Here is a 15,072-nt window from a genome sequence, read left to right as displayed (position 1 = left end):
TATCAAACCTCCAGATAGTCAATACTGGTTGTTACCAGATTACGGGGAATAAATGTTGAATCCATAGCTACAATTTCTTTTACAGATTTCATAGCACCGCCACCGCCGGCCGGACCATTGGTATATAAAGCTTCAACTTCATTACCCACAACTGCTGCCGCAGCTTTAGTTGCGAAACGTCCGGCTACACGTACACGAACTTCATACGGCTGGCTGTTCTGTGACAAAGTTGCCCCATGCAGAGAATCAATACCAATCAGATCAAAACGCACCTCTTGTGGTTCTGCATGTGCGATTTCAAACCGCTCTTTTACGATGGCCAGTGCCAGACGACCGCGCTCTACCGCTCCCGGACCGGCATAGCTCATCTCACCCTCACCAATAAAACCATCTTCATAACCTACAGATACCTTCAGCGTCTCAGGACGGGCACGACCTGTACCGCCAGTAACAGCAACACGGTCTTTACCTACTTGTGTAAAGGTTACCTGCGTGAAATCTGCGGTGACATCCGGTGTTTTATATTCATCCGGGCGATGAATTTCATACAGCATCTGTTCCTTACAGGTATCAGGAGTAACCATGCCGCCAGAGCCCTCAACTTTAGTAATTACTGCATCACCATCGGCACTGATTTCGGCAATCGGAAAGCCCAGACGTGCCAGATCAGGTACATCGCGGTAACCCGGATCAGCAAAATAACCACCAGTAATCTGGCCGGCACACTCAAGCAAGTGTCCCAGAATAGTGCCCTTACCCAGATGCTCCCAATCTTCTGCACCCCATTTAAACTCATGCATCATGATTGACAGGAACAGAGACGGGTCAGAAACACGACCGGCAATAACAATATCAGCACCATTGTCCAGCGCCTGTACCATTGGTTCAGCGCCGATATAAGCATTGGCTGAAACAATTTTCTTACCGCATTGTGAAATCGGTTTTTGTAACTCATCCAGTGGCAGATCCTGCTGCATAACCTGTTCGTAAACATCATCGCCTTCAATAATGGCAATTTTCAGATTTTTTGCGCCCAGAGAACGTGCGATTTCGGCAGTTACTTTGGCTGCTGCACGCGGATTGGCAGAACCCATATTAGTAACAATCTTGATTCCCTTTTCCAGACAGGCCGGTAATACTGCCTGCATACGCGCTGCCAGTAATTCATTAAAACCGGTTTCCGGATTATGCTTTTTCTGGCGCTGACCGATAGCAATCGTGCGTTCAGCCAGACATTCAAATACCAGATACTGAATATCCCCTTTTTCCGCCAGCTCTACAGCCGGTTCAATCCGGTCGCCACCATATCCGGCACCACAACCAATTCTGATTTTTTTCATATGTCATATCCTTTTTACATTCAACAACTTAAAAACAACCTGTTTATATCGGGAATACTCCGAATAACATCGCACCTACAGCCATCACGATAGAAGCCAGCCAAAGTATCGGAATAGAGAATTTCTGATGGTCAGCCAAATCCACGCCGGACAGACTGCACAACAGGAAGGTAGCCGGAGTCAGCGGACTAACCGGGAAACCAGTAGTCATCTGTCCAAGTAAAGAAGCCTGAGCTACCTGAATAGGCGGGAAACCACCAATATTGGCCACCACCGGCATAATGCCGAAATAATAGGAATCAGGGTCAAACACCAGACTCAGCGGCATTGCTACCAGACTGACAATAAACGGAATATGAGAAGACAAGCTGTCAGGTACAAAATGACCGGCTGAATTTGCCATAGCTTTGAGCATACCGGATTCACCCATAATGCCTGTGAACACACCGGCAGCAAACAAAATGGATGCCATCATCAGCGCGCCCTTAGCATGAGCATTAATCCGTGCAGATTGTTCAGCAGGCTTGCGGTAATTTAATGTCAGCGCAATACAGCAGGCCACCATAAAAATAACCACTGGTGATATTTTTGTGGCTACCATACACGTAATTACCAGAATCACCAGAGTAATATTCGCCCAGAATAAATGCGGCCGACGCAGCTTTTGCTCTTCTTCGGTTAATTCTTTTGGCGCAAAATGTGTTGCTGTTTCTTCATTTTCACCACCGATTACTGCACCAGCACCGGCTCCGGCCAGACCTAAGCGTTTTTCTTCTTTGCGTCCCCAGTACCAGCCCATAAACACCATAAATGCCAGCCCGCAAATTTGCGCCGGAATCAGTGGCGTAAACAGATCATGTGTAGATACCTCCAGTGCTGCGGAAGCACGAATCATCGGTCCGGTCCATGGCAGGAAATTTACACCGGCACTCAGTGCTGTAATCCCGGCAAGAATTCGCTTATCAATACCAAGTTTGTTATATAAAGGCAGCATGGCCGGTACTGTAATCAAAAATGTCACTGCTCCATTACCATCCAGATGCGCAATCAGTGCCAGAACACCAGTACCAATAATAATTCTCTTGGGATTAGTACCTACCACCTTCAGAATCTTGGCAATAATCGGATCAAACATCCCGGCATCACTTACCACACCGAAGAAAATAATGGCAAACACAAACATCGCTGCCATAGGTGCCAGTTTGGATATTCCTGTTACCACCATTTTTGGTATAACGGTGTAATGAGGTACTACATCCAGACTACCCTGAAACAACGGTACGATATATAGTGCGATTACAGCCCCTAGAATAGGAATAATAATCAAAGCGACTATTGGCGATAACCGCTTGCTCATAATGCAAAATAGCAAAGTTGCAATAGTTAATATGCCTACTAAAGCCAGCATAAGAATCCCCTTTTTGGGTTATTATTAAAAAAGAATAAATGAATAAATATTTAAGAAAGCCTTTGCATTCTCACCATAACGACACACCCTGTCTAATCGATAATAAAAATCGATTAATAAACAAATTCGATAAATCCGGCAGCATATGAAAAATTTGATAAAACTCAATATGTATTAACGCTAAATATGCTATTGTAGATAGCAATATGGATTAAAATACGGCAAATAATGCTATATGAATATATCAATCAAGCAGATAAAAGCCTTTCTGGCGCTGGTAGAAGAAGATAACTTCACTCGTGCAGCCCAGAAGATCCATTTGTCTCAGCCTGCATTCAGTAGTCTGATTGCCAATCTGGAACAGGAAATCGGCTACCGCCTGTTTGACAGGGATACCCGTAAAGTTCAGCTTAATGAAGACGGAATCCACTTCATCAAACTGGCACGTGAACTTATGTTTGCCTATGAGCGCACTACCAAAGAAATCCGCTCACATGCCAATAATCATAAGGAAAAACTGGTACTGGCAGTTATGCCGTCTATCGTCGTACAATGGGTTTCACAGCTACTGGCTACTTTTCATCATCAGCATGCCAATGTCCAAGTTGAATTACTCGATACACAATGGGATTTGTGCCTGCAAGCCCTGTTACAAGGACATGCAGAACTGGCATTAACCGCAAAATCTCCCTCTTTAACTGAAATTTCTGCTGAGTTCCTTTTTTCTGATAAGTTCCATCTCATATGTCATATCAATCATCCACTGGCCAGCAAAGCAGATATTGAATTAAAAGATTTACTAGAATATGGCATGATTGGATTTACTAAAGGCACCAGCATTCGCCATTTTGTTGATAAAATTGTAGATTTATTCGGAATAAATTATGTAGTAGAAGTTAGCCAGCTCACCACCATGATGGGACTGGTAGCGGCCAATTACGGCATTGGCATAGTGCCGAGATTAACATTATTTCAATTTGAACATAAAAATCTCGTAGTCAGAGATGTCAGAGACATGAATCTGGAACGGTCCATTTATCTGATTAAACATAAAGAACGCAAACTATCACCGCAGGCTGAGAATTTTTATCATCACATTAAAGCCAATATATTCAGAGACTAAAAAGTATATGCAGATAGCTAATACTATCTGGATGCAGCGGTAGCCGGTACAGCACGACGATATTTAGAAGCTGGGTTCGAATTAATCGTTACACCACTGACACTAATATCATTTTGCAATTTTTCATAAGTTGCCTTACCAATGCCTTTTACACGCATAATATCTTCGGTGGAATGAAAAGGGCCATGGGCATTACGATAATCAATAATTGCCTGCGCTTTAACTGCACCAATATTCGGTAAAGATTGTAACTGCTGTGAAGAAGCAGTATTAATATTAACAGCGGCCCATAACGAAGCCATAGCAAACAACAGTACCAGAATCATACAAATCTTTTGCACTCTGTATTCTCCTTTGATTGATAAGATGTGCTGATCAAATCATACTTATAAATTGACAATAGCATAAAATATAGACTCAAATTATGCAATTATTATTTTAATTAATAAGAGTACGATACTATTATGAATATCCCAACTTAACTGTCCCTTTTTCAAACCATCAAAATCAGATAAAAACAGTCTTTCCTTGAAAGGTTTGTGCAGATTCAGGATAATTCGCACTGGATAACCTTTGTCTCTTGCGGCAGAGTACAGTCCATTAACTCACATTGCTATCGCAACCAGCAATTCCCTCATCAAAAGGCAACTTCATGGCTTCACATCTCGCTAATGCTATTCGCTTCCTGGCAATGGACGCAATTGAACAGGCTAACTCAGGGCATCCGGGCGCACCAATGGGCATGGCCGAAATGGCTACTGTAGTGTGGCGCGAATTCCTGCAACACAATCCAGCTAATCCTAAGTTTTACAACCGCGACCGTTTCATCCTTTCGAACGGACACGCGTCCATGCTGCTGTATAGTCTGCTGCATCTGAGCGGTTACAATCTCAGTATTGAAGATCTGAAAAACTTTCGCCAGCTGCACAGCAAAACCCCGGGACATCCGGAATATGGCTACACTGATGGTGTAGAAACCACAACCGGACCATTAGGACAAGGAATTGGTAATGCCGTTGGTATGGCACTAGCAGAAAAAATTCTGGCTGCCCGATTTAATAAACCGGGCTTAAATATTGTTGATCACCATACTTACGTATTTGTCGGCGATGGCTGTCTGATGGAAGGAATATCCCATGAAGTATGTTCACTGGCCGGCACGCTTAAACTGGGCAAACTCATTGTTCTGTATGATGACAACAACATCTCAATTGATGGCAAAGTAGACAATTGGTTCAGCGAAAACATTCCTGAACGCTTTAACTCTTACGGCTGGCACACAGTTGCCAATGTAGACGGCCATGATGAAACCGCTATCCGCGCAGCCATTACCGCAGCAAAAGCCGAAACCGAGAAACCATCGATTATCTGCTGTAAAACCAGAATCGGCAAAGGTGCCGCTAACAAAGAAGGCAGCCATAAAACCCATGGCGCACCATTAGGTGCCGAAGAAATTGCCGCTACCCGCGCTGCTCTGAAGTGGACACATGAACCATTTACCATTCCACAGGAAATCTATGACGACTGGAGTGCGGTTAAAGCCGGTACTCAACTGGAACAGCAGTGGCAAAATCTATTTAACCGGTATCAGCAACAATACCCTGCTGAAGCAGCTGAATTTATTCGCCGCATGGACGGTAAACTGCCGGAAAATTTTGCAGAACACGTTCAAAATGCATTAAATGAAATATGCAGCAAAGCTGAAAAAGTGGCCACCCGCAAAGCCAGTCAGAATAGCATCGAAATTCTGGCACAAATTGTACCTGAATTTGTAGGCGGATCTGCAGATCTTACCCCCTCAAACCTGACTAACTGGTCTGGTAGTACTGCCGTGACAGCCACCAGTGGCGGCAATTACATTCATTATGGCGTGCGAGAATTTGGTATGGCAGCCATTATGAATGGTTTGAGCCTGCACGGTGGTATCAAACCATTCGGAGCTACTTTCCTGATGTTCAGTGAATACGCCCGTAATGCTTTGCGCATGGCTGCACTAATGAAAATCAACCCGATATTTGTATTCACACACGATTCTATCGGCTTGGGAGAAGATGGTCCGACACACCAGCCGGTTGAACAAATTGCCACCCTGCGTCTGATTCCGAACATGAGTGTATGGCGACCGTGTGACAGTGCCGAATCACTGATAGCGTGGGCAGATGCCGCCGCTGCAACCAATCACCCCAGTTGCCTGATATTCAGCCGTCAGGGGTTACCATTTATGCCCCGAGATAACCAGCAGCTAGCCAATATCCGTCGTGGCGGTTATGTACTGAAAGCACCCGATACAAAGGCTGCACAGGCAGTACTTATTGCCACAGGATCTGAAGTGGAGCTGGCTATCAATGCTCAGAGCAAATTAGCTGAACAAGGTATTGCCACAACAGTTGTATCTATGCCTAATACCCATATCTTTGATCAGCAGGATCAAGCCTACCGTGACAGCGTCTTACCTGCTCATCTGCCTCGTATTGCCATTGAAGCCGGTGTCAGTGATTCATGGTACAAATACGTGGGTACGAATGGTGCCATTATTGGTATTAATCGTTTTGGTGAATCCGCACCAGCTGAGAAACTCTTTCAGGAATTTGGTTTCACTATCGAACAGGTTGTTGAAGTAGTGAAAAATATCATTTAAATGAGTATATAAAAAAACGCCGGCATTGTTTGCCGGCATTTTTTATATCATTATGATAGATTTAATCTTTTACATTTATATGACGTGTTTCCGGCATCATCAGAATAGCTATTACAGATAATAAACTGGTACCTGCTACATAATAAGCCGGCGATACTGCACCAAAATGCTTGATCAGCCAAGTAATCACAAATTGTGCCGTACCACCAAACAAAGTTATACTAATAGCATAAATTAGTGATACAGCGGTTGCGCGTAGTTTAAACGGTATCATTTCCGGAATAGCCACTAAACTACTGGCGCCGCTCATCCCTGTTAACAACGTTACCATCATTGTTACCAGCAACAGCATCGCCACACTTTCAGTTTTTACCAACAGATAAAACATCGGCACAATCAGCAACATTAAAGCCACCCGTGGCCATAATATAATACTTTTACGACCATATTTATCAGCCAGCATACCTGCCAGTAATGAAAACACAAACATCATCAACCCACCCGAAGTAGTGCAGATTTGCGCAATATTTGGCTTAAGTTTAAACGTATCGATAGCAAAAGTAGTCATATAATTACCTACCTGAGCGGTAATAGCCGTCGACATCAGCACCATAACTCCCAGTATCACCTCGTTCCTATAACGGGAAAATATGATTTTTATCATCTGAGTACCACTGTGATGAGTCGGTTCTTCCAGTGTTTCCGGTAAGGCTCGGCGAATATACAGAGCAATCGGAATTAATACCAGACTTATCAGAAAAGGGATGCGCCAGCCCCATGCATTCAACTGTTCCAGAGTCAGAATACTGGAAACAGTAAAACCAACCAAACCACCAACCACTACCGCAATTCCCTGACTGGCCATTTGCCAGCTGGCATAAAAAGCACGTTTATCTGGCGGAGCAGATTCAATCAGCATTGCTGAAGCCGGACCTACTTCTCCACCTAAAGCCAGCCCCTGAACCATACGTGCAATAACCACAATAATAGGAGCTGCAATCCCGATCACCTCATAGCTGGGTGTAACAGCCAGCCCCAGTGTTCCCAGCGTGATTAATGCCACAGTCAGCATCATCGCTGCCCGACGACCTTTCTTGTCTGCATAGGCACCAATAAGTAAACCACCCAACGGTCGCGTAAAAAAACCGACACCATATACAGCTACTGCAGCAAGCAAACTGGTGTATTTATCATTATTGGTTGAGGGAAAAAACGATTGCGCAATATACACTGCAAAAAATGAATAAATAATAAAATCATAAAATTCCAGTGCATTCCCTGCCACCGCCGCCGCAATCGCTTTCGCCGGTGGCTTATTATGCTCTATAGCTACTTGTCCTGTATTCATATCATTACTCCAATTATTTTATAAAATATTCAAATTAGATTTATTTTAAAAAGCGCTCAGCCAGTGCTACCCAGTATGTCGCACCAATAGCTATATTTTTATCATTGAAATCATAATAAGGATTATGCAAATCAAAACCGGAAGCAGCATCAACTTCTTTCAGACCATTACCAATAAACAAATAACTTCCCGGACATTTTTCCAGCATAAATGCAAAATCTTCACTTCCGGCCATTGGTTCAGTCTGATCGACAATATTTTCTTCCGCTACCACTTCACGTGCCACCTGACGTGCAAACTGAGTTTCTTTACTGGTATTAAATACAGGAGCATATCCATGCTGATAATCCACTTCAGCCACAACATTAAAGCTTTGTGCCTGAGCCTGAGCGATTGCCACAATACGTTGCTGTAACAGCTTACGTACTTCAGGCTTGAAGCAACGCACAGTCAACTTTAGCTCAGCTTGTTCAGGAATTACGTTATTCGCCACACCGGCATGAAACATACCTACTGTAACCACAGCCGAATCCAGCGGACTGACATTACGTGACACAATTGTCTGTAAAGCCATTACGATAGAAGATGCAGCTACAATCGGATCATGCGTATTGTGCGGTTTCGCGCCATGCCCGCCCACACCTTTTACTGTAATAGTGGCCACATCAGATGAAGCCATCATCCAGCCATCATAAAAATGTAACTGTCCCTGCGGATAACCCGGCATATTATGCATACCATATACGGCATCACACGGATATTTTTCAAACAGACCATCAGCAATCATCCGCATAGCACCACTACCAGATTTGCCATATTCCTCCGCCGGCTGAAAAATCAGATTCAATGTACCATTAAACGATTTTCTGCTGGCTAATACTTTAGCCGCAGCCAATAGCATTACAGTATGTCCATCATGGCCACATGCATGCATTTTGCCTGTATGCTGGCTTGTATGCGCAACACCGCTTTCTTCAGTAATCGGCAATGCATCCATATCAGCCCGGATACCAATCCGTCTGTCACCATTTCCAGCTTGAAGTTGCGCTACCAGACCAGTACCACCAATACCCCGTTCAACTTTATATCCCCACTGCTCCAGCAAACCGGCAACTTTATCGCTGGTTCGATTTTCTGCAAAAGCCAATTCAGGGTGTTGATGAATATCATGACGCAGCTGAACAAAAGTACTTAACTCAGCTTCAATCAGCTCATGAATCTCTTTCATAAACATACCTTTACATTTTTAATGAATTAAGAAGACTATAGCTTAACAAACAAAATTATTATTGACAAAACAAAATAATTTAGTACATTGTCTTATAAGATTAATTTTTTAAGTATATTTAAAACAAAATATGAATAATAAAAACCAGTTATTTATATAGCCCAAAAAAGTTTTCAATTTTAATCTGTTTTGTCTCTTTTACATTAAAAAATCTAAACACCCGTCTGATGACAGAAAAAAAATGCACTTTTAGAAATTTAAAGTGCATTTTTATATTTAGAAAAGTTATTTAATTAAACCCTGATTTAAAATATTTTTAACTCAAGTTTTAATCTTTCTTTAATTTTACCATTAAAAAACAATAAAGTTATCAACCCCATTATTGCCAATATAGGTAAAAACCATAAATATCGCCAAGTTACCGGAAAATAACTCAGACGTAACACTCCATTAAAATCAGACGGTACGGAAACCTGTACCAATGAACCTGAACTATCTGCAGTAACAGATAATATATGATCATTAATATTAGCAGAATAACCATACCACCATAAACGCGGGAATATCAGAGTAATATTATCTTTATGCTCTGGAATCTGAACCCAATCTGTATTATTTTCGTGTTTCACAATTCTGACACCAGCTATATCAGGATATACAAATGGAGAATTATTTTCCCACCCTTTTGTCAGAGTAAATGGTAACGATACATACAAATCACTACGGCTATCTGCTGATTGAACTTCACTATATCCGCACTGCTTAAACTGATGACTAAAGGCAGCATAATCATCCTTATTAACGATAATAGTGCTAATCCGCATCAACACTGCCTGACAAACATTGAATCCTTTTGCACTCTGTAAAATATTCTCCAATGCCTGTTTAGATGTAAAAATACCATGTGCAGACTGATTAACCGGTAATATTTTCTCGAGTCTTTTACTACCTACAGGAGAATAACCATTTATTGATTTAATATCATAAAAACCGAACTGAGCTGAAGCAATATCATTTAATTGCCGGGTTTGTTTTAAATAAATATTTAATGGAAGAGACAAAACATAACCTTGTAAATTAACATTATCTGGTAACTGAATACGTTCAGCTAATTCAGTCTGACGCTGATAAGAACCGCCTAATGTAGGTAATCCGTTAAGGAACAATAATAAAATTAATAAAGTTAAGCCTATCATCCCGTATGAACTTTTTCTCTCTATTATTTTCGGGCTCAATATAAGCAGCCAGACAGAAAAAATTTGCAATACAATATAAAACGGATGAAGATTCCAAGAATTAAAAAACACCAGACAAAATACAAATAGAATAACTAAAAAATATTTTTTATTAAAATTAACTAATATACTTTTTTTAAAATTAAATAAATCATGTTCAAGTAAAAACAGCATCAACACTAAACTCAGAATCAATGTTAATGTATCAAAGCCCGCATAAGCTGGTAAAAATAAAAAAAATCCACCTAAGATAATATATAAAGAAATATAAATTTTTTTATTTAATATTATCTTTTTACCTTGGATAATATGTGCATACTGTAAAATATAGAATACAGCCAGACAGATAAAAAAAGAAATAAAGGGTAAAAATCGAAATGGCCAGCGCAAAGGGCCAAACTGGGATGGCATTTGTGATAAAAGAAAAAATATTATAATTAATGTGGAAAACCATTTCAGAATATTATCTCGTTGCCAAAGTTCTTTGATATTTCGGTAAAAAAATACCATAGGTAAAAATAAAGTAGAAAAACCCAAAGGTACTAACACCAGCCTATAGCTGATATAAGTCATATAATCATAAAAAGTAGGAAAAAAACCCAGAATAATAGTAGACCATGAAGGAATAAAAGTTCTGAGTGAACTATCAAATCCACTTACGCGATTAGTTAAATCATGCGAAAAAATATATTCGGAATAAATTGGGAAAGAAAAAATAAGTGCCAGAATAGCCGGAATACTCAAGTAAACAACTTTATTTAATTTACCTGATTGTTTAAATTCAAAAACCAGAGTTATTCCGACAAACACAGCATAACCTATTACTCCATGTGGCCAGCCGGAAGAAAGCAAAAAAATAACTGATATAAAGTTTAGAATAATATTGATTTTAGAGTAATTTTTTTTAAGTAATAAAAATGTGGCAATAGACACCATTGCCCAAGCCTGTCCGTTTGCCGCATTCCACCAGGCACCCAGATACTGATAAAGAAAGACCGGCTGAATAACTGTAAATGCGGCCAGTGTATAAGCATAACATTTATGTAATCTGAATACTCTGGCAATAACCAAAGAAGATAGCGAAACCAATACGATATTTATAAAAGCCAGTATCCAGCCAGATAACAGAATATGATGAAAACGAGAAGTAATAAGAGAAACCAGAATATTCTGAGGTAAAAATATACCTTTACCTAAATCAATCATCTCATTACCACCGATATACATAGAGTCAACTATAAAAGGTATTCTCCCTTCTGACCAAATATGGCCAATCTGTCTGAAAAAACCAAGCATTTCATAAGAAGCATCATCAATACAAAAAAAATCACTCTGAAACAGACTACATATAATAATTATTGAAATTGCATAAAATATTGAAAATAACAATGCCTCTTTAACATTTACGTTTTCATTACTCATTATTGGGTTTTCTTTATATTAATATAATTATCATATGCAGCACACATAGCAGTTATATCTGAACATGAAGGTGACCAGCCTAGCAACTGATTAACTTTTGTAATATCAAGCAAAGTATTCTGATCAGCAATGGCATACTGCTCAGGATATAATAGTGTCATACCTATTTTATCCAGTCTGGACAGTACCGGTTTAATCAATCTTGCAGGAACCGGTATTAAAAAAGATTTTGAATTAGCATGTTTGATGATTGCCTCTAACAGCTCTCTGGTTGTCGGAGGATTTAATGAACCCAAATTAAAATTTTTTCTGGGAAAGTTATTTTTACAGGCCTGCAAAGCGGCAGTAACACAATCATCAACACTTACCATTTGATAACGATTAGTACCATTTCCTATCATCGGCACAGGTAAATTTAAAGATATCAGCCTGAATAATTTACCTAATATACCTAAACGCCCAGCACCAGTAATCAGTCTGGGACGAAAAATAGTAGCATTTAATTTTTCATAACTTCGAATTAATTTTTCTGCTTCAACTTTACTGCTTCCATATGGCCCCAAAGGATTTTGGGGATGATCCTCTGATACCGGACATGAATTCACCATACCATAGGTCATATCAGTAGAAAAGAATACCATTCTGGTTGTACCTGCTGCTGACATTGCCTGCAAAATATTTTGAGTACCAGCAACATTCACCTCAAAAAACCAAGCCTGACGATTTGATCTGGGTACATTATCAGCAAACTGTCGTGCAGCCAAATGATAAACAATATCATCCGGTTGAAGATTTAATTTTCTTATATCCTGAACTGAACGTATATCACCATAAACAAACTGACTTTGTTTTTCCAGAGTGCAATCAGTATATTTTTTTATGTCAAAATTAACTACTTCATTACCATTCTGCAATAATTTTCTTATGAGAATCTGTCCTGTGAACCCGCTACCTCCGGTAATAATATGACGCAATTTACGCACTCCTGGAAATAATTATGATTCCTATACAAATAGTAACCAAACCTATAATACGAAGTAGATTAACATTTTCATGTAAAAAGAAATACCCGATAAAAGCAGTAATGATATAACCAATTGATAAAAGTGGATAAGCCAGACTTACTTCAGTTTTACCCAATACAGCCATCCATAAGCCAATACTAATTGCATAAAGGCACATACCAATAATAAACCATGCATTCAATATTAGCTGATATCCAAAGTAAAAATAATCAGAAGCATTTTGAGGAAACGCTCCAAGTGTCTGCATAGTTTTACGTAATGCAATTTGCGCCAGAGCATTTAGTGTAACGCTGATAACTGCAAGCATAAATGTTAATAGATTCACTCTAACTCTTCCAAATCAGAAAACTAAATATATCTGGCTAACAATATAATATATATTATTAAAGTCAGTAAAATCAGACTTTTTTTATCTTGAATAAAAAATACGATTGGATCATCGTGCATTAAACCTCTTTTAGTCATCATCCATAAATTACCAATCAGATAGACCATCAATAATTGTGCCAACCATAATAAAGCAGGAGTTCTATAATAAACAATGGTTTCCGGAGCATTAATATAAAGACCAAAAACAATAATGGCACCAATATATGTACTGATACCTAATGGCCAGAGAATATCTAAATCGGATTTTATATACCCTCTACCGGCAATCGAATTATTTTCATCAGACTTTGAAACTAGCTCAGCACACCTTTTCACAGTAGCCAAACTTAAAAATATTAAGACAGAAAATGCCAGTAAAGAGTAACTTAATTCTATATTAGCAACTACTCCGCCTGCTAATATTCTGACGGTATATAAAACGGATAAAACTATTATATCTAATAATATAATCTGTTTTAATCTTAAACTATATAATGTTGTTATTAATAAATATAATAAAAATATACCAAAAAAATATCTTGATATCAAAATAGAAATTAATCCTGCACTCATTAAAAGCAATAAACTTACCCTGAGACCCTGAGCAATCGATAAATTTCCAGAAGCAAACGGTCGATGTCTTTTATTCAAATGCTGACGGTCATTTTCCAGATCCCATAAATCATTTAAAATATATGTTGCTGATGCACCTAAAGAAAAAGCAATAAAAGCAGTAGATACTATTAAAAATTTTTGAAAATCATAAAACTGAAAAGAAGTAAGGAGTGGAACAAAGAGAAGTAGATTTTTTAAACATTGATGTAAACGTATGGCTTTCAGCCATGACATCATTTTTTCATCTTTATTGCTGAACTGTTTTAATACCGGCGTTCCGCTTTGCTTTATTATTTTTATAAGTTTATCAGTTTTATTTCCTGTAACAATAGCTCCGCTAGCCTCTTTCCAAATTGGCAAATCAGCACTATCATCTCCTGCATATATAAATTTTCGTCCGATTTTCTGTTCTATCGCATTAAATTTGTTTATTCCTTTTAAATTTTTTTGTGAATCCGTAGCAATAACATCATCAAAGCAATTCAAAAAATCCGCTACTTTATATGCAATATCTTTATAGGCAGCAGTAGCAAGTATGACTTTTCTTCCTTGTTGTCGTTGCTTTTGTATGTATTTTACTAATTCATGACGATAAGGTACTTTATCAGCATTAAAATTACTATGTTCATAGACAAATTTTTTAAATTCTGCCTTACCTTGAAAATACACTCTTATTAATTTAAAAAGCTTAAACGGATATAATTTAAGCATACTGATCAGGGTTTCATGTAATGAATCAGTCAGAATTAATGTTCCATCTAAATCCACAACTAACGGAAGACTTGATTCTGTCACTATTTTCCCCTGCATATCGATAAAATAATGCAATAATTTTACATAGTTGTTTACTCATCATCAATACACTTATCTAAAGCATTCATCAGCATGACTGAAACCCAGACTAATGCACAAGTTTACCTGATAGAAACCTACGGCACACGCAACTACACTCAGTTCGACTACAGCGACCCCAATCAGCAAATCTATTTTCTCTTCGGTCGCGAAACAACTGGACTGCCCCGGGCATTCGCGCAGGCACGCGCAGAGCAATGTCTGCGAATCCCGCAGTCAGGGCACATCCGCTCACTAAACCTGTCCAACGCCGCCGCTATCGTTCTCTACGAAGCACTGCGTCAGCAGTCCTTCCCCTCTCTAACCTAGATACAGCAACAGCAGCCAAATGGCTGCTGCGGTATTGTTCTCTTCTCTGTATAAAGTAAGAAACCCGGCTGACTAATCAACCGGGTTCTTCTATGGGGAGTCTGGCGGTGTCCTACTTTCACATGGGCAATCCATACTATCATCGGCGCTAGGTCGTTTC

12 protein-coding genes are annotated in these 15,072 nt (G+C 39.5%); 3 read left to right on the top strand and 9 right to left on the bottom strand.

The features are described from left to right. Nucleotides 1–2: 2 nt before the first annotated feature. Nucleotides 3–1,340 carry an acyclic terpene utilization AtuA family protein gene (locus tag H3V00_RS08150; RefSeq protein ID WP_198207716.1) on the bottom strand — a complete coding sequence of 446 codons (1,338 nt, stop codon included), beginning with the start codon at nt 1,338–1,340 and terminating at the stop codon, nt 3–5. A 43-nt stretch (nt 1,341–1,383) separates the two neighbouring features. After that, entirely contained in the window at nt 1,384–2,748 is a 1,365-nt protein-coding gene (locus H3V00_RS08145; protein WP_198207718.1) for a CitMHS family transporter, read from the bottom strand. A 235-nt stretch (nt 2,749–2,983) separates the two neighbouring features. Here H3V00_RS08145 and H3V00_RS08140 point away from each other — a divergent pair, with 235 nt between their 5' ends. Next, the gene (locus H3V00_RS08140) at nt 2,984–3,871 is read left to right on the top strand and encodes a LysR family transcriptional regulator (protein ID WP_025329971.1); all 888 of its coding nucleotides are present in this window, start codon (nt 2,984–2,986) and stop codon (nt 3,869–3,871) included. 23 nt (nt 3,872–3,894) lie between these two features. Here the strand turns inward: H3V00_RS08140 and H3V00_RS08135 are convergent, their stop codons facing one another. After that, nucleotides 3,895–4,212 carry a ComEA family DNA-binding protein gene (locus H3V00_RS08135; protein WP_370570103.1) on the bottom strand — a complete coding sequence of 106 codons (318 nt, stop codon included), beginning with the start codon at nt 4,210–4,212 and terminating at the stop codon, nt 3,895–3,897. A gap of 311 nt (nt 4,213–4,523) precedes the next feature. Here H3V00_RS08135 and tkt point away from each other — a divergent pair, with 311 nt between their 5' ends. After that, nucleotides 4,524–6,509 carry a transketolase gene (tkt, locus tag H3V00_RS08130; RefSeq protein ID WP_198207720.1) on the top strand — a complete coding sequence of 662 codons (1,986 nt, stop codon included), beginning with the start codon at nt 4,524–4,526 and terminating at the stop codon, nt 6,507–6,509. Between the two features lie 61 nt (nt 6,510–6,570). Here tkt and H3V00_RS08125 read toward each other — a convergent pair whose 3' ends face one another. From H3V00_RS08125 to H3V00_RS08100, 6 genes are all read right to left on the bottom strand, one after another. Then, nucleotides 6,571–7,857 (bottom strand): MFS transporter, encoded by a 1,287-nt coding sequence (locus H3V00_RS08125; protein ID WP_025329968.1) that lies wholly within the window; start codon nt 7,855–7,857, stop codon nt 6,571–6,573. Between the two features lie 40 nt (nt 7,858–7,897). Beyond that, entirely contained in the window at nt 7,898–9,085 is a 1,188-nt protein-coding gene (locus tag H3V00_RS08120; RefSeq protein ID WP_198207722.1) for a M20 aminoacylase family protein, read from the bottom strand. A 305-nt stretch (nt 9,086–9,390) separates the two neighbouring features. Beyond that, nucleotides 9,391–11,256, bottom strand: coding sequence for a hypothetical protein (locus H3V00_RS08115; protein ID WP_198207724.1), 1,866 nt, complete (start codon nt 11,254–11,256; stop codon nt 9,391–9,393). 485 nt (nt 11,257–11,741) lie between these two features. Beyond that, entirely contained in the window at nt 11,742–12,716 is a 975-nt protein-coding gene (locus H3V00_RS08110; protein ID WP_198207726.1) for an NAD(P)-dependent oxidoreductase, read from the bottom strand. Between the two features lies 1 nt (nt 12,717). Next, nucleotides 12,718–13,074 (bottom strand): EamA family transporter, encoded by a 357-nt coding sequence (locus tag H3V00_RS08105; RefSeq protein WP_198231800.1) that lies wholly within the window; start codon nt 13,072–13,074, stop codon nt 12,718–12,720. 41 nt (nt 13,075–13,115) lie between these two features. Next, nucleotides 13,116–14,546 carry a UbiA family prenyltransferase gene (locus tag H3V00_RS08100; protein ID WP_198207730.1) on the bottom strand — a complete coding sequence of 477 codons (1,431 nt, stop codon included), beginning with the start codon at nt 14,544–14,546 and terminating at the stop codon, nt 13,116–13,118. A 90-nt stretch (nt 14,547–14,636) separates the two neighbouring features. Here H3V00_RS08100 and H3V00_RS08095 point away from each other — a divergent pair, with 90 nt between their 5' ends. After that, nucleotides 14,637–14,912 carry a tRNA (cytidine(34)-2'-O)-methyltransferase gene (locus H3V00_RS08095; protein ID WP_198207732.1) on the top strand — a complete coding sequence of 92 codons (276 nt, stop codon included), beginning with the start codon at nt 14,637–14,639 and terminating at the stop codon, nt 14,910–14,912. The last annotated feature ends 160 nt before the right edge of the window (nt 14,913–15,072 follow it).

The sequence above is a fragment of the Snodgrassella sp. W6238H11 genome (assembly GCF_016100525.1).
In the GTDB taxonomy this organism is placed as follows: domain Bacteria; phylum Pseudomonadota; class Gammaproteobacteria; order Burkholderiales; family Neisseriaceae; genus Snodgrassella; species Snodgrassella alvi.
This window is presented reverse-complemented; position numbering and strand designations above follow the sequence as displayed.

Bases quoted from the DNA above. Each gene is read 5' to 3' on its own strand.
- H3V00_RS08120 (WP_198207722.1), bottom strand. From the start codon at position 9,085: ATGAAAGAGATTCATGAGCTGATTGAAGCTGAGTTAAGTACTTTTGTT.
- H3V00_RS08145 (WP_198207718.1), bottom strand. From the start codon at position 2,748: ATGCTGGCTTTAGTAGGCATATTAACTATTGCAACTTTGCTATTTTGC.
- H3V00_RS08140 (WP_025329971.1), top strand. From the start codon at position 2,984: ATGAATATATCAATCAAGCAGATAAAAGCCTTTCTGGCGCTGGTAGAA.
- H3V00_RS08150 (WP_198207716.1), bottom strand. From the start codon at position 1,340: ATGAAAAAAATCAGAATTGGTTGTGGTGCCGGATATGGTGGCGACCGG.
- tkt (WP_198207720.1), top strand. From the start codon at position 4,524: ATGGCTTCACATCTCGCTAATGCTATTCGCTTCCTGGCAATGGACGCA.
- H3V00_RS08125 (WP_025329968.1), bottom strand. From the start codon at position 7,857: ATGAATACAGGACAAGTAGCTATAGAGCATAATAAGCCACCGGCGAAA.
- H3V00_RS08115 (WP_198207724.1), bottom strand. From the start codon at position 11,256: ATGGTGTCTATTGCCACATTTTTATTACTTAAAAAAAATTACTCTAAA.
- H3V00_RS08105 (WP_198231800.1), bottom strand. From the start codon at position 13,074: ATGCTTGCAGTTATCAGCGTTACACTAAATGCTCTGGCGCAAATTGCA.
- H3V00_RS08095 (WP_198207732.1), top strand. From the start codon at position 14,637: ATGACTGAAACCCAGACTAATGCACAAGTTTACCTGATAGAAACCTAC.